The following is a 19,073-nucleotide window of genomic DNA, read 5'->3' as shown; positions in this document are numbered from 1 at the left end:
CCGGAATCAGCCGGGTGCCACGAACCCGGACTCGTATGCCGCGATCACCGCCTGGGTGCGATCGCGGGCCCCCAGTTTCGACAGTACGGCGCTGACGTGGGACTTCACCGTCTCGGTGCCGACCACCAGCCGCGCGGCGATCTCCGCGTTCGACAGGCCCCGTGTCATCAGCCGCAGCACCTCCTCCTCGCGCTCGGTCAGCGCCGCCCGCTCCAGTGCCGCCCGGGCCGCGGGATTCCCGTCGCCGTCCCCGTACTCGGCGGCCAACTGCCGTACGGAAGCCGGGAACAGCAGCGACTCGCCCTCGGCGACCAGCCGCACGGCGTGCACGATCTCGGCCGGCCGGGCCCGCTTCAGCAGAAACCCGTCGGCACCCGCGCGCAGCGCCTCGTACACGTACTCGTCGTTCTCGAACGTCGTGATCACGAGGATCTTCGGCGGCCCGTCGACGGTCCGCAGCACCGCGCGGGTGGCCTCGATGCCGTCCATCAGCGGCATCCGGACATCCATCGCGACGACATCGGGCCGCAGCCGCCGCACCAGCGGAATGACCGCGGCACCGTCCGCCGCCTCCCCGACGACCTCGATGTCGGACTGCGCCTCCAGGACGGCACGCAGACCGGCCCGTACGAGGGGTTCGTCGTCGACGAGCAGAACGGTGACCGGCATCCGGCCAGCGTAGATCAGCGCAGCGGCAGCTCGACGTGCACCTGCCAGTCGCCCTCGTCCGGGCCGGTCCTCGCCCGGCCGCCGAGCAGCGCGGCCCGCTCCCTGATGCCCCGCAGCCCGCTGCCCCGCATCCCCCCGGCCGGGCCGGGCCCCGGTATCTCCGCCGTCAGCGGATTGCGCACCTCCAGCCACAGCGCCCGCTCCTCGACGGCGACGCGGACGCGGACCGGCACCGAGCCCGCGTGCCGCAGCACGTTGGTGAGGCACTCCTGGAGGATGCGGTAGCCCTCGCGGGAGACCGGGCCGGGCACCGTCTCCAGGGGACCCGTCAGCTCGGCGTCGATCTTCGCCCCGGAGATGCGGGCGGACTCCAGGAGCCGGTCCGCCTCCACCAGGGTCGGCCGGCCGCTCACGGGCCTGCGCGACTCGCGCAGCACACCGAGCACCCGCTCCAGGTCCTCCAGCGCGGCCCGGCCGGTGTCCTCGATGGCGAGCAGCGCCCGGTCGGTGAACTCCGCATCTCCCGCGGCCCGCGCGGCACCCGCCTGCACCACGGCCACCGTCAGCGCGTGACCGATCGAGTCGTGCAGCTCACGGGCGATGCGGGTGCGCTCCAGAAGCTGCTCGGTGCGCTCCTCCAGCGCGGCGACCCGCTCGGCCGCCGACGGCCCCAGGAGACGGCACGCGACGACCGTGATCAGCTTTCCGAGACCGATGAACGCTCCGTAGAAGGCGATCAGCGGCAGCGGCGCGAGCAGGGCGTACGCCCAGTGCGCGTGCGGCACCGGCAGGAACGGATTGTCGTCCGGTACGTAACCGGTCGAGATCCGGATCAGATCCACCGTGATCAGCGGGAGCCAGACGCTGACTCCCGACGCCACCCAGCCGAGCACCATGCGCGCCTGCAGCCACAGCACGGTCCGCAGGCGGTCCCGCCAGGTGGCGGACGGCGCGACCGAGATGGCCGAGATCGCCGGGCCCTGGCCGTCCCGCATCAGCATGAGCTGCGCCTGCACACCCTCGCCGCGCCGCACGGCCGGGATCAGCCCCAGCAGGGGCAGCACCAGCGCGGGCATCCACGGAGTCGCGGGGTGAATGAAGATCCACACGCTGCTGACCAGCATGGGAACCCACAGGTGGAGGAAGCGGGTGTAGGTCGTCCAACGGGTCAGCGGGCGCAGCAGGCGGGCCATGGCGTCATCGTGCCAGTCGGCACCGACAACGGGCCTCCCCCGAGCGGGGGAGACGCCCTCCCCGGGCGGGGGAGGCCCAACACCCCTCCCGGCAGCCAGCCTTGGGGCCATGACCAGCATCGACGTCCAAGAACTCACCAAGGAGTACGGCACCACCCGCGCCGTGGACCGGCTGACCTTCCGTGTCGAGCCGGGCCGGGTCACCGGATTCCTCGGCCCCAACGGCGCGGGCAAGTCCACCACCATGCGGCTCGTGCTCGGCCTCGACCGGCCCACGTCCGGCACCGCCACGGTCGGCGGGCAGGCGTACGCGACGCTGGAGGAGCCGTTGCGCCACGTCGGCGCCCTCCTCGAAGCACAGGCCGCGCACGGTTCACGGACCGCGCGGGACCATCTGCGGGCGCTCGCCGCGAGCAACCGGCTGCCCGAGACCCGCGTGGACGAGGTCCTGGCGGAGGCCGGCCTCGCCTCGGTCGCCCGGCGCCGCGTCAAGACGTACTCCCTGGGCATGCGGCAGCGCCTGGGCATCGCCGCGGCCCTGCTGGGCGACCCGCCGGTGGTCCTGCTCGACGAGCCCTCCAACGGGCTCGACCCCGAAGGCATCATCTGGATCAGGGAGTTGCTGCGTCGGCTCGCCCGCGAGGGCCGCACCGTGCTCGTCTCCAGCCACCTGATGCACGAGACCGCGTCGTTCGCCGACCACCTCGTCGTGCTGGGCCGCGGCCGGCTGCTCGCCGACATGCCGATGCGCGCGTTCGTCCAGGCACGCGTGGACCCCCGGGTACGGATCCGCACCACGGACGGCGCCGCCCTTCGTGACCTGCTCGCCCGGCACGGGTACGAGGCCGAGCGCACCGAAGGAGAAGGCGAAGGAGACACCGCAGGAGGGGGCGGCGGCGAACGGTGGATCGTGCACCACGCGCGCGTGGACGACATCGGCCGCCTCGCCTCGGGCGCGGGCCTGCCCCTCCTCGAACTGGCTGCGGAGGAAGGCACGCTGGAACAGGCCTACCTCGATCTGACCGCCGCGAAGGCCGAGTTCACCGCCCGCCCCGCCACCCCGTCCCCGACTCAGCCGCAGGAGGCCTGACTGTGTCGTTCGCACCCGCACTCCACTCGGAGTGGCTCAAGATCCGCACCCTGCGGTCGCTCGTCGTGGGGCTCGCCGCCGTCGTCCTCGCCACCGCGGCCTTCTCCGCGCTGGCCGGGGCCGACAGCTCCGGGGACACGGATGGGGACTTCGACCCGCTGTTCACGGCGTTCTTCGGCGTCAACTTCGGGCAGATCGCGGCGATCACGTTCGGCGCGCAGGCCGTGTCGTCCGAGTTCCAGGGCGGCGCCCTGCGGGTCTCGCTGACCGCCGTGCCCCACCGCGGACGGTGGTTCGCGGCGAAGATGACGGCCGTCGGCATCCCCGCGCTGGCCGTCGGTCTCCTCACCGGATGCGTGGCCCTCGCCGTGGGCAGAACACTCCTCGGTGACCGCGCCGACGGGTTGAGCTGGGGCGAAGGACTGCGCGCGGTCGTGGGCTGCGGGATCTACCTGGCCCTGATGGCGCTGTTCGCGGCCGGCCTGACCGCGTTGCTGCGCAGCGGCGTCACCACGCTGAGTATCCTCATTCCCTTCCTCCTGCTGGTCTCCTTCGTGGTCGGCGACATGTCGGGGAACGCCGCCGACCTTCTGCCCGACCGGGCGGGACAGGTGGTCCTGCACGAGAACTGGAACGGAATGCTCGGGCCGTGGGCCGGCCTCGCGGTGACGGCGGCGTGGACGTCGGCCGCGCTTCTGGCCGGATGGTGGGGTGTTCGGCGCCGGGACGCGTGAGTCCGGACCCTCGCGTGAGTCCGGACCGCCGTTGTCGCCTGACGGGCCGCCACATGTCAGTGCTGACCGCTTTACTGGACTTCATGACCACTGAGCGACACCTCGCCACGATCGACGAGCTGTGCGTCCGCGACTTCCCCGCGGCGCACGGCTGGTCGGAGGTCGGCGCGGGGGGACCCGGCTACCACCTGGTGGTACTGGAGACGACGCGCGGTTTCGGGACGGGCGACCGGTCCGGGCGAAAGGAGCTCGCGGACCAGTTCACCGCCTACAGAGAGGGCGTCTCGCAGCGGCTGGGGGAGCGGTGGGGTTCGGCGCGGCCGGTGAGTCTGGCGGGTGTCTTTCTGCGGTCCGAGGATCCGGAGGAGCGGATACCCAAGCCGTGGGCGTACCTCAGTGCCTATGTGGGGTGGGTGGACCTGTGGGAGGCCGACGGCACGGGTCGGTGGGTGGCCGTGGGGGTCGCCGAGCCGGTGGAAGGTTCGGAGTTCCAGCTCCTTGCCCTCGTCACGGAGTTGCCTCCGCCCTGACTGGACCTGCCCGGACCCGTCCCGCGTGCCGGCTGCGCCGGGAGCGTGGTGCGCCGGGAGTGTGGTGATTCGCCTGCGGGCCGGTGGGGGCCGGTCGCGCAGTTCCCCGCGCCCCTTACGGGGCCCGGTCCGCTGCCGCCTTGCGCAGGCGGGCGTACTCCTCCGCCATCGTCTGTGCCGTCCAGTGGGCGTTCAGGCCGCTCGGGTTGGGCAGGGCCCATACGCGCGTGTCGCCGAACGTCCGCTCCTGCGGGCCGATCACGGCCTTGCGGTCGTCGAAGGCCGCCCGGTAGGCGGTGACGCCCACCACCGCGAGCCACCGTGGCCGCAGCCGTTCGACCTTGGCGGCGAGCAGCCGCCCGCCCTCCCGGTACTCGGCCGCGCTCAGCTCGTCGGCCCGGGCACTCGCCCGCGCCACCACATTGGTGATGCCGAGCCCGTACGACAGCAACTCGTCCTGCTCCGAGGGCTTCAGCTGCCGCGGGGTGAAGCCGGACAGATGCAGTACCGGCCAGAAGCGGTTGCCGGGGCGCGCGAAGTGGTGGCCCGTCGCGGCCGTCATCAGCCCGGGATTGATACCGCAGAACAGCACCTGGAGACCGTCCGCGACGACGTCCGGCACGAGCCGGTCGCGGGCGGCCTCCAGTTCGGCGGCGGTGAACCGCGTCAGAGGATCGCCCCCGGCGTGTAGCCCGCGGCCTCCGGGTGCTGCTTCAGGATCTCCTCGACACGGGCGACGACCGCGGCCACCTGGTCGGCGGCGGCGCCCGTGAAGGACAGCTTGTCGGCCATCAGCGCGTCGAGCTGGGCGCGGTCGAGCGGGATGCGCTCGTCCGCGGCGAGCTTGTCCAGCAGCTCGTTGCGCTCGGTGCCCTGCTCGCGCATGGCGAGGGCGGCGGCGACGGCGTTCTCCTTGATGGCCTCGTGCGCGACCTCACGGCCGACACCCGCGCGCACCGCGCCCATGAGGACCTTCGTCGTCGCGAGGAACGGCAGGTAGCGGTCCAGCTCGCGCGCGACGACGGCCGGGAACGCGCCGAACTCGTCGAGGACGGTGAGGAACGTCTCCAGCAGACCGTCCAGCGCGAAGAACGCGTCCGGCAGCGCGACCCGGCGCACCACCGAGCAGGACACGTCGCCCTCGTTCCACTGGTCGCCCGCCAGCTCGCCCGTCATCGAGGCGTAGCCGCGCAGGATCACCATCAGGCCGTTGACGCGCTCGCAGGAGCGGGTGTTCATCTTGTGCGGCATCGCCGAGGAACCGACCTGGCCCGGCTTGAAGCCCTCGGTCACCAGCTCGTGCCCGGCCATCAGCCGGATCGTCTTGGCGGTCGACGAGGGGGCCGCGGCGATCTGCACCAGGGCGGTCACCACCTCGTAGTCCAGCGAGCGCGGGTAGACCTGGCCCACCGAGGTGAACGCCTGCGAGAAGCCGAGGTGCCCGGCGATCCGCTGCTCCAGGTCGGCGAGCTTCGCCGCGTCCCCGCCCAGCAGGTCGAGCATGTCCTGCGCCGTGCCCACCGGGCCCTTGATGCCGCGCAGCGGGTAACGGGCGAGCAGTTCCTCGACCCGGCCGTGCGCGACGAGCAGTTCGTCGGCGGCGGTCGCGAAACGCTTGCCGAGGGTCGTCGCCTGCGCGGCCACGTTGTGCGAGCGGCCCGCCATGACCAGCTCGCCGTACTCGCCCGCGAGCCGGCCCAGGCGCGCCAGGACGGCCACCGTGCGGTCGCGCACCAGCTCAAGGGAGAGCCGGATCTGCAGCTGCTCGACGTTCTCCGTGAGGTCGCGGGACGTCATGCCCTTGTGGACGTGCTCGTGCCCGGCGAGGTCGTTGAACTCCTCGATCCGCGCCTTCACGTCGTGCCGCGTGACCTTCTCGCGCTCGGCGATCGAGGCCAGGTCGACCTGGTCGAGGACCCGCTCGTAGTCGGCGAGCGCGGCGTCGGGCACCTCGATCCCGAGGTCCTTCTGGGCCCGCAGCACGGCGAGCCACAGCTGGCGCTCCAGCCGCACCTTCTGCTCGGGGGACCACAGGGTGGCGAGCTCGGCCGAGGCATAGCGGCCGGCGAGGACGTTCGGGATACGGGGCTTTGCGGGCGCAGTCACGTAAACGGATTCTACTGGCGGTTCCTGCAGGCCGGCGCCATGGCCCCGTTCGTCGGAACCTACGAAGGCCCGGAAGGCCTGCGAGACCCGGGGCGGCGTCCGAGACCCGGGCGGCGTCCGAGACTCGGCCGGTGGCGGTCGCCTACTCCACCGACCCCTTGTACTCCTCGTACGGCAGCAGTTCCGGACGCTTGGGCGCGCGGCCGTCGCCGGACGAACGGCCGGTCAGCCGGCGGCCGATCCACGGCAGGAGGTACTGACGGGCGAAGCGCGCGTCGGCGGCCCTGCGGGCGACCCAGCCGGGCGGGACCGAGGGCGGCATCGGGGTACCCCACTCGGCGTCCTCCGCCGCGTGCCCGAGCGCCTGCCACACCGCTTCGGCGACCCGGCGGTGCCCCTCGCCCGTCAGATGCAGCCGGTCCACGTCCCACATGCGCGGGTCGCCCAGGGACTGCGCTCCGTAGAGGTCGACCACGAGCGCGCCGTGGCGGGACGCGAGCTCGTCGATGCAGACGAACAGCTCCTCCATACGGGGGCGGAACCGCTCCATGACCGGGCCCTGGCGGCCGGGGCTGCGCATCAGGACGAGCTGCTTGCAGGCCGGGGCCAGCCGCTCCACGGCCTCCTCCAGGAGCCCGCGCACGCGCACCATGTCGACCTTGGGCCGCAGGGTGTCGTTGAGACCGCCGACCAGTGTGATCACGTCGGGCTGCATCGCCACCGCGGCGTCCACCTGCTCGGCGACGATCTGTCCGATGAGCTTGCCGCGCACCGCGAGGTTGGCGTAACGGAAACCGGGCGTCTGCGCGGCCATCCGGGCCGCGAGGAGATCCGCCCAGCCCCGGTACGTACCGTCGGGAAGGCGGTCCGACATGCCCTCGGTGAAGGAGTCGCCGACCGCGACAAGGCTGGTGAAGGTGGCATTCGTCTGCATGGCGGAAGAAATGATAGCGCGTGCACATACCCACCGGTCTGCCGCACGCCACGACCCCGCCGCCCGCGCCACCGCCGGGACACCGGCACCGGCACCGGTCCCCGCACCCGCACCCGCACCCGTACCTGCACCCGCCAGCGCCGCGTTCACGCCGACTGGCCGAACAGCTCCCTCAGTACGTCCTCCATCGTCACCATCCCGGCCAGCCGCCCGTCCTCGCCGAGGACCGCCGCCAGATGCGTACGGCCGCGCCGCATCGCCGTCAGCACGTCGTCGAGCGGCGTGTTCTCCCGGACCCGGGCGATGGTGCGCATGTCCCGCACCTGGAACGGCAGGTCGCGCGGCATCGCGTCCAGCGCGTCCTTGACGTGCAGGTAGCCCACGATGCGCAGTCCGTCGTCCACGACGGGGAAGCGGGAGAACCCGGACTCGGCGGACAGGGCCTCCAACTGCTCGGGAGTGACGCCCACGCGCGCGTAGACCACGCTTTCCCGCGGCAGCACCACGTCCCGCACCGGCCGCCGCCCCAGTTCCAGGGCGTCGTGCAGCCGCTCCTGGGCGCGGTCGTCGATGAGTCCCGCCTCGCTGGAGTCCTTCACCAGGCGGGCCAGCTCCGTGTCGGAGAAGGTCGCGGACACCTCGTCCCGGATCTCGACGCGCAGCAGCTTCAGCAGCCAGTTGGCGAACGCGTTCACCGTGAAGATCACCGGCCGCAGCGCCCGGGACAGACCGACCAGCGGCGGCCCGAGGAGCAGGGCCGTGCGCACCGGTTCGGCCAGCGCGATGTTCTTCGGCACCATCTCGCCGAGCAGCATGTGCAGATACGTGGCCGCGGTGAGCGCGATCACGAACGAGATCGCGTGCCCCGTGCCGGTCGAGAGCCCCATCGCGTGGAAGACCGGCTCCAGCAGATGCGCGATGGCGGGCTCGGCGACCACGCCAAGGACCAGCGTGCACAGCGTGATGCCGAGCTGCGCGGCGGCCATCAGCGCGGACACGTGCTCAAGCCCCCAGATCACCCCGCGCGCCCGTCGGTCCCCGGCCTCCGCGTACGGTTCGATCTGGCTGCGGCGTACGGAGATCAGCGCGAACTCGGCCGCCACGAAGAAGGCGTTCACGACCAGGGTGGCCAGTCCGATCAGCAGTTGTACGGCTGTCATCGTCCCCGCCCTCCTTCGGCTCCGGCCTCTTGGGCTCCGGCCTCTCCCGGCCCGGATTTCCGGGGTCCGGTTCCTTCGGCGCGGGTGTCACCGCCGTCCGGCGCGTGCATCAGCACCCGCGCGGCCCGCCGCCCCGTCGCGTCCACGACGTCCAGCCGCCATCCGGCGACCTCGACGGTGTCCCCCTCGACGGGGATGCGCCCCAGTTCCGTCGCCATGAGGCCCGCGAGCGTCTCGTACGGTCCGTCGGGCGCGCGCAGTCCGACGCGGGCGAGCCGGTCGGTGCGTACGGACCCGTCGGCCGAGTACAGGGTGCGGCCCTCGTCGTCCGTGCCGGCCGGGGCCAGGTCGGGCGTCTCGTGCGGGTCGTGCTCGTCGCGCACCTCGCCGACGACCTCCTCGACGATGTCCTCCAGGGTGGCGACCCCGGCGGTGCCGCCGTACTCGTCGATGACGACGGCCATCGTGCGCCGGCCGGACAGCCGGTCGAGGAGCCGTTCGACGGTGAGCGTCTCCGGTACGAGCAGGGGCTCGCGCATCACCTGCGACACGGCCGTACGGGCCCTGCGGTCGGCGGGCACCCTGATGACGTCCTTGATGTGCGCGACCCCGACCACCGAGTCGAGGGTGCCGCGGTGGACGGGGAAGCGCGAGAGACCGGTCGCCCGGGTCGCGTTCGCCACGTCCTCGCAGGTCGCCTGGACGTCCAGGGAGACGACCTGGACCCGCGGTGTCATGACGTTCTCCGCGGTGAGGTCGGCGAGGTTCAGCGTGCGGACGAACAGTTCGGCGGTGTCCGCCTCCAGGGCGCCCAGTTTCGCGGAGTGCCGGGCCAGGGCGACCAGTTCCTGCGGTCCGCGCGCGGAGGCCAGCTCCTCGGCGGGCTCGACACCGAAGCGGCGTACGACCCGGTTGGCGGTGTTGTTGAGGTGGGAGATGAACGGCCGGAACACCGCGCTGAACCAGCGCTGCGGGGTCGCCACCCGTTTCGCCACGGCGAGCGGCGAGGAGATCGCCCAGTTCTTGGGCACCAGCTCGCCGACGACCATCAGGAAGACCGTCGACAGGGCCGTACCGATCACCAGCGCGACCGACGAGGTCGCCGAAGCCGGCACCCCGGCGGCCTCCAGGGGGCCGGCGATCAGTTTCGCGACGGACGACTCGGCGAGCATGCCGACGACCAGGTTGGTGACGGTGATGCCGAGCTGGGCGCCGGAGAGCTGGAAGGTGAGGTTCTTGACGGCCCTGAGAGCGCCCGCCGCGCCGACCTCGCCGCGCTCGACGGCCCGTTCCAGCTGACTGCGTTCGACCGTGGTCAGGGAGAACTCGGCCGCGACGAAGGCGCCGCAGGCCAGCGAGAGCAGCACGGCCACGGCCAGCAGGAGCACTTCGGTCATCGGGTCACCTCCGTCCCATGATCGGGCAGGTGCGGAGGAAGCGCGCGATGTCGACGCGGTGGGACGCCGGGGCGCCGGATGTCGGGGGTCTCGCGCATGGGCGGACGCTCACACCTTTCCTGGGGGCGTGTCACTCGGCCAGCGGCTTGATCCAGCGCCGCCAGTGCTCTTCCGGCGCATACCCCGCGGCGCGCCAGGCATGGTGCGCGGTTTCGTTGCGGGCCAGCACCATCGCGTCGCCGCGGCGCCCGCCGAGCCGTACGAACCGTTCCTCGGCCGCGGCCAGGAGGGCCGAGCCGATGCCCTGGCGGCGCCGGGCCGGGTCCACCGCGAGCCGGTACAGATGGCACCGCCAGCCGTCGAATCCGGCGATGACCGTGCCCACCAGCTCGCCGTCCCGCTCGGCGAGGAGCAGCGCCTCGGGGTCGCGGACGACCAGCCGCTCCACGCCGTCCCGGTCGTCGCTGATGCTGGTGCCCTCGGCGGCGGTCCGCCAGAAGGCGAGGACGGCGTCGAGGTCGTCGGGCACGGCGGCCCGTATCCGAAGATCACTCATACGCCGATCCCATCACGGGCGCCGCACATGGACACCGAATTCCACCATCCGGACACATCCCGGGGCGGGGTCACCCGCCCCGGGCCGGTCACTCGTGCGCGATGGCGGCCAGCACGTTCATGCGTGACGCGCGCAGCGCCGGGAGCAGGGCCGCCACGATGCCCACGACGGCCGAGCCCACGACGACCGCGACCAGCGTGGTCCACGGGATCGCGAACGCCTTCATCCCCTGCAGGGCGAGGACCTGCTGCACGCACACGCCCCACACGAGCCCGAGCGCGAGCCCCAGGACCGCGCCGAACACGGCGATCACCACCGACTCCAGCCTGATCATCCGGCGCAGCTGCCGGCGGCCGAGCCCGATCGCGCGCAGCAGCCCGATCTCGCGGGTGCGCTCCACGACCGACAGGGCGAGGGTGTTGACCACACCGAGCACCGCGATGACGATCGCGAGCCCCAGCAGCGCGTACACGAGGTAGAGCAGCACGGCGATCTGGTCGTGGATCAGCTTCTTGTAGTCGGCCAGGTCGCGTACCTGCACCTGCGGATACGGGTCGAGCGTCTTGTCGAGGCCGGCGCGCAGGGCGCTGTCGGAGGTACCGGAGGCCGCGTTCACGTACAGCGCGGAGTCCTGGCCGCCCGGCACGAACTTCTCGACGGTGGCGAAGCCGAGGAAGAGCCCGCCCTGTGTCCCGAAGCCCTCCGCGGCGTCCTGGTCGGTCAGCGCGGCGACCTTCAGCTCGGTCTTGCGCCCGGCCTGGAACTCGACGGGGATCGTGCTGCCGATCCGCACGTCGTGGTCCTCGGCGAACGCGGCGTCCATCGCGATGTTCCCGTCCGCGAGCGCCGCGGCCGTGTCCCCTTCGGCGTAGGTGATGCGGGCGACGTCGTCGAGGTCCGGGTCGTAGCCCGCCGCGGTCGTCTCGACGCGCTTGCCGTCGGGGAGCCGGACGGCGACCGGCGCGAACCGCTGCCGTACGACGAGCCCCGCACCCTCCGTGGCCATCACCTTCTCGGTGATCTCCTGCGGGAACGGCATGAAGTTGGCGTTCTGCACGACGAAGTCGGCGCCCAGCGTCTTGTCGATCTGGTCGTCGAAGGACTTGGTCATGGACGCGCTCGCCACGGACATCCCGCCGACGAGGGCGAGACCCACCATCAGGGCGGCGGCGGTGGCGCCCGTGCGGCGCGGGTTGCGCAGCGCGTTGCGCTGGCTCATCCGGCCGACCGAACCGAACACGGCCGGGAAGAACCCGCCGAGGACCCGGATCACCGGACGCACGAGCAGCGGCCCCGCGATCACCGTCGCGATGAGGGTGAGGACGACACCGATGCCCAGCAGCGACGCGGCGGACGAGGTCTCCGTCGACGTCGCGCAGCCCACGAGGGCGGCGGCGCCCAGCGCGCCGACGATCGCGCCCACGACGGCCCGGACCCGCAACGGCCGCCCCACACCGGCGATCTCGGCGTCCGCCAGCGCGGCCATCGGCGACACCGTGGCGGCCCGGCGGGCCGGCAGATACGCCGCGACGAACGTGACGCCCACCCCGACGACATACGCCGCGACCGGCGTCCCCCACCCGATGACCATCTCGGTGGTCTTCAGGTTCATGCCGAACACGCTCATGAGCTTGATCAGGCCGTAGGCGAGTCCGATGCCGGTGGCGAGCCCGAGCGTCGAGCCCACCAGGCCCAGCAGGATCGCCTCCGTGAGCACGGACCGGCGCACCTGCCGCCGGTCGGCGCCGAGCGCGCGCAACAGGCCCAGCTCGCGCGTGCGTTGCGCGATCAGCATGGAGAAGGTGTTGACGATCAGGAAGACCCCGACCAGCACCGCGATACCGGCGAAGCCGAGCATCACGTACTTGATCACGTCGAGGAAGCCGCCGAGCTGGGACGCGGCCGACTCGGCCTGTTCGTCGGCGGTCTCCAACTCGTACCTGCCCGCGCCGACTTCGGTGGCGATACGCCGCTTGAGCTGAGCGTCGGTCACTCCCTGGTCCGCGTCCACCTGGACGCTGGTGGCGACCCCGTCCCGGCCCAGCAGCTTGTCCGCCGCGACGGCCGGGTCGAGGAAGACGAGTGCGGCGCCCGGGTTGGTGGTCTTGAAGGTCGCGATGCCGACGACCTCCACCTGGAACGACCCGGGCTGCGCGATCACGGTCAGCGGATCGCCGATGTCCACGTGCTTCTTGTCGGCGGTGTCCGCGTCGAGGAGGGCCTCGCCGGGCCCGCGCGGGGCGTGCCCCGAGGTCAGTTTCACGGGGCTGCGGTCGGTGACGTACCAGTCGGCGGCGATGGTGGGCGCGCCCGTGGTCGGGCCCACCGACTCGTTGTCCTTGTCGACGACGGTGACGTTCTCGACGGAGACGTCAGGCCGCGCGAGGGCGACCCCGTCGATCTTCGAGATGCGGTCCACGAGGGTCGTCGGAACCGTCTCGACGGCCCCGGAGGGTATCTGGGACTCCAGATCCTCCTTGGGGCTCAGGGTGACGTCGGCCGAGGTGGACGCGAAGAGCCGGTCGAAGGTCCGGCTGACCGTGTCCGAGAAGATGAGGCTGCCCGCGACGAACGCCACGGACAGGACGACGGCCAGCGCCGAGAGCAGCAGCCGGCCCTTGTGGGCGAGGAAACTCCGGAGTGTCGCCTTCAGCACGACGGCCTGCCTCAGTCCCTGTCGGGGGCGATGCCCTGGTCGGGAACGCTCTTGTGGTCGCTGGCCCGGTCGATGTCCTGGGCACTGTCCTGGTCGGTCCCCTGATCGGTCCCCTGATCGGTCCCCTGGTCGGGGACGTTCTTGCGGCCGGGCCCGGAGTCCCCCTCGGACTCCGACGACCCGCGGAGCGTGTCGAACCTCTTCATGCGCTCCAGCACCGCGTCCGCCGACGGCCGGGCCATCTCGTCCACGATCCGCCCGTCCCCGAGGAACAGGACCAGGTCGGCGTGGGCCGCCGCGCCGGGATCATGGGTGACCATGACCACGGTCTGCCCCAGCTCGTCGACGGCCTCCCGCAGGAAGCCGAGCACCTCCAGGCCGGCGCGCGAGTCGAGGTTGCCGGTCGGCTCGTCCGCGAAGATCAGCTCGGGCCGCGAGGCGAGCGCCCGGGCGCAGGCCACCCGCTGCTGCTGACCGCCGGAGAGCTGCGCGGGCCGGTGCTTGAGGCGGTCGCGCAGGCCGAGCTGGTCGATGACCTGGTTCAGCCACTTCTCGTCGGGCTTCTGGCCCGCGATGTCCATGGGCAGGGTGATGTTCTCCGCCGCGTTCAGGGTCGGGATCAGGTTGAACGACTGGAACATGAAGCCGATCCGGTCCCGCCGCAGCCGGGTCAGCTCACGGTCCTTGAGCCCGGTGATCTCGGTGTCGCCCAGCCACACCTGTCCGGCCGAGACGGAGTCGAGCCCCGCCAGGCAGTGCATCAGCGTGGATTTGCCGGATCCCGAGGGACCCATGACCGCCGTGAAGCGGCCCCGCGCGATGTCCACGTCGACCGAGTCGAGGGCGAGCACGGCCGTCTCACCCGACCCGTACGCCTTCGTCAGGCCTCGGGCGCGGGCCGCCGACTCCTCGGGGCCCGTGCGCCCGAGGACGTGCTCCGCAGCTGCTGTGGACAAGGCCGCCTCCCCGTGGTCGACTCCGGTGTCCGCGGGCGAGCCTAGTGTGATACGGGGCACACCCGGTATCCCCCCGAAGTGCCGGTTGTTCTCCGTCGCAGGTCGGTCCTCTCGGGGTCCATGTAAGGGGCACCCGTAGGGGGTGGCCGACGGCTCGGCCCCCTTGCCCTTGCTAGCGTTTCGGCGCTAGCTTCGAAGCATGGCGAAGACCCAGCTGAACGTGCGCGTGGACGAGGGCACCGCCCGGGCCGCGCGTGAACGCGCACTGGCCCGCGGGATGAGCGTCAACCGCTACATCGAGGAACTGGTCAGACAGGACACCGGGGAAGCCGGCCACACCTTCGTCGAGGCCGCCGCCGACTTCATGAAGCAGTACGAGTCCGTCTTCACCGAGGAGTTCGGTACGGACCGGGGCGCGGGCCGGGACAAGGGCCGCAGCGCCGACCGGGAAGGCCGTCGCTGAGCCCTTGAACGAACCCGACGAACCGTCCGAGCCCTTGAACGAACCACTGAACATCAGAGTCGACCTCGCCTGGCTCCTGATGGTCGCCGAGCACAAGACACCGGGGGACCCGCAGGTCGTCGACTGGGGCGCCCTGGTCGCCGCGGTCGGCCGCCACGAGGCCGAGATCTTCGGCGTCCCCGTGTACGACAGCCCGCACGCCCGCGCCGCCGCACTGCTCCAGATCCTGCTGCACGTCCCGGCGCTGGAGCGCTCCAACGCGATGTTCGCGATGGCCGTCGCGTACGCCTACCTCGTCGCGAGCGGCCTGAAGGTGGTCACCTCGCCCGAGCAGGTCCGCGACCTCGCCAGACTGGTCAAGACGGGCGAGGCCTCGGTGCAGGACATCGCGCGCGAGCTGCGCCAGTGGACTCTCTGAGCCCCGCTCGGCAACCGGGCCGGCCGTAGAGCGGCCACAGGGGATGGAGGGGCCTCAGGAGGCGGACGGGCGACGGGCGGTGCCGAGCACGCAGTACGAACTGGGCGTGCGCGGCCCCCTCTCGGGCACCAGCAGCCGCCGGTGAGGACCGAGCTCGTACCCCGCGTCCCGGATCGCGCCGACCGGGTCCCGGCCCACATGACAGCCACCGAACAGCGGTGGCCACACCGTACGGTCGAGCAGGCGCTGCCCGGCCGCCATCGCCCGGCCGCCGCCACTGCCGTGCTCGAAGAAGCGCAGCTCACCGCCCGGGCGCAGTACGCGCCGGATCTCGGCCAGGGCCCGCGGCAGATCCCGTACGCTGCACAGCACCAGGGACACCACGGCCCCGTCGAACGCCTCGCTCTTGACCGGCAGGGCCTCCGCGACCCCCGGCACCACGTCGACGGGCACCTCGGAGCGGAGCGCCGCGGTCACGGCCAACTGCCGCAGCCTGCGCTCGGGTTCGATCGCGACGACCTCCGAGACCGTGCTCGGGTAGTGGGCGAAGTTCAGTCCGTTGCCCGCACCGATCTCGATGATCCGGCCGGCGAGTCCGGCGAGCAGTTCCTCGCGGTGGACGCCGATCGTCGGCTCCGCCGCCACGCTGAGCCGGGCGTAGAAGCGGGCGAACAGCGGATGGTGCACCGGAGTCGTGGACAGCGCGCCGGTCGGGGCGGTACTGGAGCCGCGCGATCGCATGAGGCCTCCCCCTGGGGCGTGGACCTACCGCGATTGTCCCCCCGAAGAGCCTCGCTCACCCGTCCATCGCCCCGCATCGCCGCCGCGGCCCGCTCCGCGGACGTCCTGCGCCCGCCCCGCGGCCCCGGCCGGGCGGGGCCACGGGACGGGCTCGGACGTACGCGTGGGACGTCAGGCGATGAAGTCCCGCACCTGCTCGTAGACGCCGTAGTCGTTGTTCATGTCGGTGTGCGAGACGCATCCGACCTCTACATTGGTGGCGCCGCTGAGGATCGCGCTGGTGTCGGGGGTCAGGGCGTCGTCGCAGTTCGACCAGTAACTGGCGTAGGAGACACCGCCGGGTGTCTCGTCCCCCGAGTTGAGCGACGTCAGGAACGAACTGCCGGTGTACATCTCCGCGCACGACGTGTAGAGCCAGGTGCACCAACCGGCCGTCGTGGTCCCGTGGTTGACGCCCGCCGTCGAGACGAAGTCGTCCACGTACGCGGTCCCGCCGAGGTTCTTCAGGTAGTAGCGGGAGTTCAGCGCGCCCATGGAGTGGACGACGAGGTCGACCTTGGCCGCGCCCGTCCGGGTGCGCACGCTCTGGATATAGGTGGCCAGCTGCTGCGCGGTCGTGACGTTCGACTGTCCCCAGTCGTACGACCAGGCGTAGAGCTCGGCACTCGTGTAACCGTCGGCCTTGAAGTCGGCGATCCAGTCGTCCCAGCTGCTCGACGAACTGCTCAGTCCGTGCACGAAGATGACGGGGTTGTGGGTGGCCGCGTGGGCCGGGGAAGCGGGCAGGGACAGGAACATGAGCAGCGACGCGAGCGCGGCTGCGAGGACCGGGCCGGCCGTGCGAATGCGGCGGGGCATGACGCCTCCTGACGGGGGTGGGTTCGTCAGGAGTGTCCGGTGGGGTCTACGCGCGCCGCATCGGTGTAATCGCCGGTCTTTACGCGCCACTTAACGCGCCAGTAACGTGAGTGGCGTGGTGACCTCGGTGAACCCCCCGCCTCTCCCGCACCCCTCGCCACCGCCCCTGATGAACGTCCCGCAACAACCGGACAAAGCCTCGCGGCCCCCCACGCGAACGCCGTTGTCCGAGGGCGTCCGGGTCAGGGTGCTGTGCGCCGCGCACGGTGATCCGCTCGCCGCGGCGGAACTCGCGGCCGTCCTCGGCGAGCGCCAACGGGCCGGCCTCGAACCGCTTCCGGCGGACCTCGTCGGCGCGGTACCGGGCCTGCCGCGCTCCCGCCGCCCCGAAGTGCGCTCGCTCGCCCCGGCCACCCGGCGCCTGCTGCTGATCGCCGCCGCCGACCAGCACCCGTTCGCCACCCGCGCCTACCAACGGGCGGTCGCGGCGGCCCGGTTGGACACGGGTCCCCTCGACGACGCCGAGGCGGCCGGGCTCGCCCGTACGACCTCCGCCGGAGTCGTGTTCCGGGACCCCTGGACCCGTATCGCCGCCTACGAGACGGCGTCCGCCGTCGACCGGCGCGAGACCCACCGCCTGCTCGCCCGCGTCCTGCGCGGCGAGGGCGAGGCACCCCGGCGGTCCTGGCACCGGGCCGCCGCCGCACTCGGCCCCAGCCGGCGCCTCGCGGCGGAACTGCGCACCTCGGCCCACGCGGCACGCGCCGCCGGTGAACACGCCCTGGCCTGCGGACTCCTCGAACGAGCCGCCGCCCTGACCCCGGACCCGCGCGAACGCCCGCGCCTGCTGGCCCGGGCCGCCACCGACGCCTGGCGCTCCGGCGACGGCGACCGGGCCCGCCGGCTGGCCGCCCACGGAGACGTCGACGTCGACGGCCTGAGCGGAGTGCTCGCTCTACGCGCGGAGAACGCCACGGAGGCGTTCGACGCGCTGCTCACGGCGGCGGAGCGGAGCGCGGCGCGCGGCGGCGAACGAAACGGCGAGCGAAACGGCGAACTAGGGGGCGAACGAGGGGGCGAACGTGACGGGGCACGTGACGTCGGCACCGCCGCGCACCTGGTGGCACGTGCCACCGAGGCCGCCATCTACACCGGTGACCTGCGGCGCTGCCGGGAGGCCACCGCCGTCGCCGCCCGGCTCGGGATCGCCGGGCCCGGCACGCTCGGGGGACTGACCGCGGCGTTCGAGGGACGCTACGAGGACGCCCGCGACCTGCTCCGCGCCGCCGCCGCACGCTGCGGACCCGGCGGCGACCCCACCGCGCTGATCCACTCCTCCATGGCCGCGCTGCTCCTCGGCGACCACACGCGCGCCGCGTCCGCCGCCGTCCGGGCCGCCGCCTCCGCCCGCGCCCTGGGCGAGCCCGCGACCGTGCCACAGGCCATGGAGTTCCGGGCCTACGCCGAATTCTGGACGGGCCGCCCGCGCTCCGCAGGGGCCGCCACGCTGGAGGCCCTGCGGCAGGCGTACGCCACCGGGCAGGACAACGGCGCCTGCCACCTCCAGGCCGCCCTCGCCATGTTCGCGGCCGTCACCGGGGACGAGGAACTCTGCCGGGCACGCGCCGAAATGGCCCGCGCGCACGCCCTGGAACACGGCCTCGGGCTGCCCGCCGCACTGGCCCTGTGGGCGCTCGCCTTCCTCGACCTCAGCACGGGCCGTTACGCGGCAGCCGCGTCCCGGCTGCGCGCGCTCGCCGGATTCGGGCCGGGCCACGGACACCGGGCCGTCCGGCATCTCGCCACCCCGCACTACGTGGAAGCCGCCGTCCGCACCGGCGACACCCGGGTCGCGCGGAGCGCCCACGCCGACTACGACCGCTGGGCCCGGCTCGTACGCAGCGCGGACGACCTCGCGCTGAGCGCCCGCTGCCGGGCCCTGCTGGCGACCGGCCACGAGGCCGCCGAGCACTACCGGACGGCCCTCGACCTGCACGCGGGCGGCACCCGTGACTTCGAACGCGCCCGTACGGAGCTGTTGTTCGGCGGGGCGCTGCGGCGGCTGCGGCGGCGGACGGAGGCGCGGGACCGGCTGCACAGTGCGCTGGAGGCCTTCGAACACTTCGGGGCGCCGCACTGTGCGGCGGAGGCGCGGGCGGAGTTGCGGGCGCTGGGGGCGTCCGTGCGGCCCTCGGCCGTTGCGCCCGGCACGAGCGGTCTGCTGACCGCGCAGCAGCTCACGGTGGCGCGGATGGCTGCGGAGGGGGCGACGAATCGGGAGATCGCGGCTCGGCTGCTGCTCAGTCCGCGGACGATCGACCATCATCTGCGCGGGGTGTTCAACCGCCTGGGCATACGATCCCGGATCGAACTGGTGCGACTCCTGACACCGGAGCAGTGACCTCGCCTGCGCCCCGGTGGGGGCCGTCCGCGCAGTTCCCCGCGCCCCTGAAGAACCGCGTTCGTCTGCGGGACGGTGGGGGTTGCTCGCGCAGTTCCCCGCGCCCCTCGGGGAGGGGCTGCGCCCCGTCCCACCCAGGGGCGCGGGGAACGGCGCAGTCTTTTGTCTTTGGTCTTTAGGGGCGCGGGGAACTGCGCAGTCTTTTAGGGGC

18 protein-coding genes are annotated in these 19,073 nt (G+C 72.5%); 6 read left to right on the top strand and 12 right to left on the bottom strand.

Going from position 1 to position 19,073, the window contains the following annotated elements; genetic code table 11:
- Positions 1 to 6 precede the first annotated feature (6 nt).
- A complete protein-coding gene (locus ACFWGJ_RS15615) occupies positions 7 to 669 on the bottom strand; it encodes a response regulator (RefSeq protein WP_387324211.1) in 663 nt (220 codons plus the stop codon).
- Between the two features lie 14 nt (positions 670 to 683).
- A complete protein-coding gene (locus tag ACFWGJ_RS15610) occupies positions 684 to 1,862 on the bottom strand; it encodes a sensor histidine kinase (protein WP_387324208.1) in 1,179 nt (392 codons plus the stop codon).
- A gap of 109 nt (positions 1,863 to 1,971) precedes the next feature.
- Here ACFWGJ_RS15610 and ACFWGJ_RS15605 point away from each other — a divergent pair, with 109 nt between their 5' ends.
- The 3 genes from ACFWGJ_RS15605 to ACFWGJ_RS15595 all read left to right on the top strand — a co-directional run bounded on the left by ACFWGJ_RS15605 (position 1,972) and on the right by ACFWGJ_RS15595 (position 4,216).
- Positions 1,972 to 2,952 carry an ABC transporter ATP-binding protein gene (locus ACFWGJ_RS15605; RefSeq protein ID WP_387324204.1) on the top strand — a complete coding sequence of 327 codons (981 nt, stop codon included), beginning with the start codon at positions 1,972 to 1,974 and terminating at the stop codon, positions 2,950 to 2,952.
- Positions 2,953 to 2,954: 2 nt separating this feature from the next.
- Positions 2,955 to 3,686 carry an ABC transporter permease subunit gene (locus ACFWGJ_RS15600; protein WP_387324202.1) on the top strand — a complete coding sequence of 244 codons (732 nt, stop codon included), beginning with the start codon at positions 2,955 to 2,957 and terminating at the stop codon, positions 3,684 to 3,686.
- 83 nt (positions 3,687 to 3,769) lie between these two features.
- Complete coding sequence (locus ACFWGJ_RS15595) at positions 3,770 to 4,216, top strand: hypothetical protein (protein ID WP_387324199.1); 447 nt, start codon at positions 3,770 to 3,772, stop codon at positions 4,214 to 4,216.
- 115 nt (positions 4,217 to 4,331) lie between these two features.
- On the opposite strand, the gene mug is transcribed toward ACFWGJ_RS15595, so the two are convergent.
- From mug to ACFWGJ_RS15555, 8 genes are all read right to left on the bottom strand, one after another.
- Complete coding sequence (gene mug, locus ACFWGJ_RS15590) at positions 4,332 to 4,886, bottom strand: G/U mismatch-specific DNA glycosylase (protein ID WP_387324244.1); 555 nt, start codon at positions 4,884 to 4,886, stop codon at positions 4,332 to 4,334.
- The gene (purB, locus tag ACFWGJ_RS15585; protein WP_387324196.1) at positions 4,883 to 6,322 is read right to left on the bottom strand and encodes an adenylosuccinate lyase; all 1,440 of its coding nucleotides are present in this window, start codon (positions 6,320 to 6,322) and stop codon (positions 4,883 to 4,885) included. The genes mug and purB overlap by 4 nt, the downstream gene beginning before the upstream one ends.
- A 142-nt stretch (positions 6,323 to 6,464) precedes the next feature.
- Positions 6,465 to 7,256: an SGNH/GDSL hydrolase family protein gene (locus tag ACFWGJ_RS15580; protein WP_387324194.1), complete on the bottom strand. Its 792-nt coding sequence runs from the start codon at positions 7,254 to 7,256 to the stop codon at positions 6,465 to 6,467.
- A 146-nt stretch (positions 7,257 to 7,402) separates the two neighbouring features.
- Complete coding sequence (locus ACFWGJ_RS15575) at positions 7,403 to 8,416, bottom strand: hemolysin family protein (protein ID WP_387324191.1); 1,014 nt, start codon at positions 8,414 to 8,416, stop codon at positions 7,403 to 7,405.
- Positions 8,413 to 9,813 (bottom strand): hemolysin family protein, encoded by a 1,401-nt coding sequence (locus tag ACFWGJ_RS15570; protein ID WP_387324188.1) that lies wholly within the window; start codon positions 9,811 to 9,813, stop codon positions 8,413 to 8,415. The genes ACFWGJ_RS15575 and ACFWGJ_RS15570 overlap by 4 nt, the downstream gene beginning before the upstream one ends.
- Positions 9,814 to 9,943: 130 nt before the next feature.
- On the bottom strand, positions 9,944 to 10,369 hold the full coding sequence (locus ACFWGJ_RS15565; protein ID WP_387324185.1) for a GNAT family N-acetyltransferase: 426 nt from the start codon (positions 10,367 to 10,369) through the stop codon (positions 9,944 to 9,946).
- Positions 10,370 to 10,457: 88 nt separating this feature from the next.
- Positions 10,458 to 13,025 carry an ABC transporter permease gene (locus tag ACFWGJ_RS15560; RefSeq protein WP_387324182.1) on the bottom strand — a complete coding sequence of 856 codons (2,568 nt, stop codon included), beginning with the start codon at positions 13,023 to 13,025 and terminating at the stop codon, positions 10,458 to 10,460.
- 11 nt (positions 13,026 to 13,036) lie between these two features.
- Positions 13,037 to 13,981 (bottom strand): ATP-binding cassette domain-containing protein, encoded by a 945-nt coding sequence (locus ACFWGJ_RS15555; protein ID WP_387324179.1) that lies wholly within the window; start codon positions 13,979 to 13,981, stop codon positions 13,037 to 13,039.
- Between the two features lie 199 nt (positions 13,982 to 14,180).
- Here ACFWGJ_RS15555 and ACFWGJ_RS15550 point away from each other — a divergent pair, with 199 nt between their 5' ends.
- On the top strand, positions 14,181 to 14,444 hold the full coding sequence (locus ACFWGJ_RS15550) for a toxin-antitoxin system HicB family antitoxin (RefSeq protein ID WP_387324176.1): 264 nt from the start codon (positions 14,181 to 14,183) through the stop codon (positions 14,442 to 14,444).
- 79 nt (positions 14,445 to 14,523) lie between these two features.
- Positions 14,524 to 14,862, top strand: a complete 339-nt coding sequence (locus tag ACFWGJ_RS15545) for a fic family toxin-antitoxin system, toxin component (protein ID WP_387324241.1) — start codon at positions 14,524 to 14,526, stop codon at positions 14,860 to 14,862.
- A 54-nt stretch (positions 14,863 to 14,916) separates the two neighbouring features.
- Here the strand turns inward: ACFWGJ_RS15545 and ACFWGJ_RS15540 are convergent, their stop codons facing one another.
- Together ACFWGJ_RS15540 and ACFWGJ_RS15535 are read right to left on the bottom strand one after the other, a co-directional pair.
- Positions 14,917 to 15,603, bottom strand: coding sequence for a class I SAM-dependent methyltransferase (locus ACFWGJ_RS15540; RefSeq protein WP_387324173.1), 687 nt, complete (start codon positions 15,601 to 15,603; stop codon positions 14,917 to 14,919).
- Positions 15,604 to 15,774: 171 nt separating this feature from the next.
- Positions 15,775 to 16,461 (bottom strand): esterase/lipase family protein, encoded by a 687-nt coding sequence (locus tag ACFWGJ_RS15535; RefSeq protein ID WP_387324170.1) that lies wholly within the window; start codon positions 16,459 to 16,461, stop codon positions 15,775 to 15,777.
- 169 nt (positions 16,462 to 16,630) lie between these two features.
- Between ACFWGJ_RS15535 and ACFWGJ_RS15530 the strand changes: the two genes are divergently transcribed.
- On the top strand, positions 16,631 to 18,862 hold the full coding sequence (locus ACFWGJ_RS15530) for a LuxR C-terminal-related transcriptional regulator (RefSeq protein ID WP_387324238.1): 2,232 nt from the start codon (positions 16,631 to 16,633) through the stop codon (positions 18,860 to 18,862).
- Positions 18,863 to 19,073 lie beyond the last annotated feature (211 nt).

Origin of the sequence: Streptomyces sp. NPDC060205, assembly GCF_042728395.1 — a bacterium.
Classification (GTDB): Bacteria; Actinomycetota; Actinomycetes; order Streptomycetales; family Streptomycetaceae; genus Streptomyces.
Note: the sequence above shows the minus strand (reverse complement) of the source record. Positions and strands in the feature narration are given on the sequence as shown.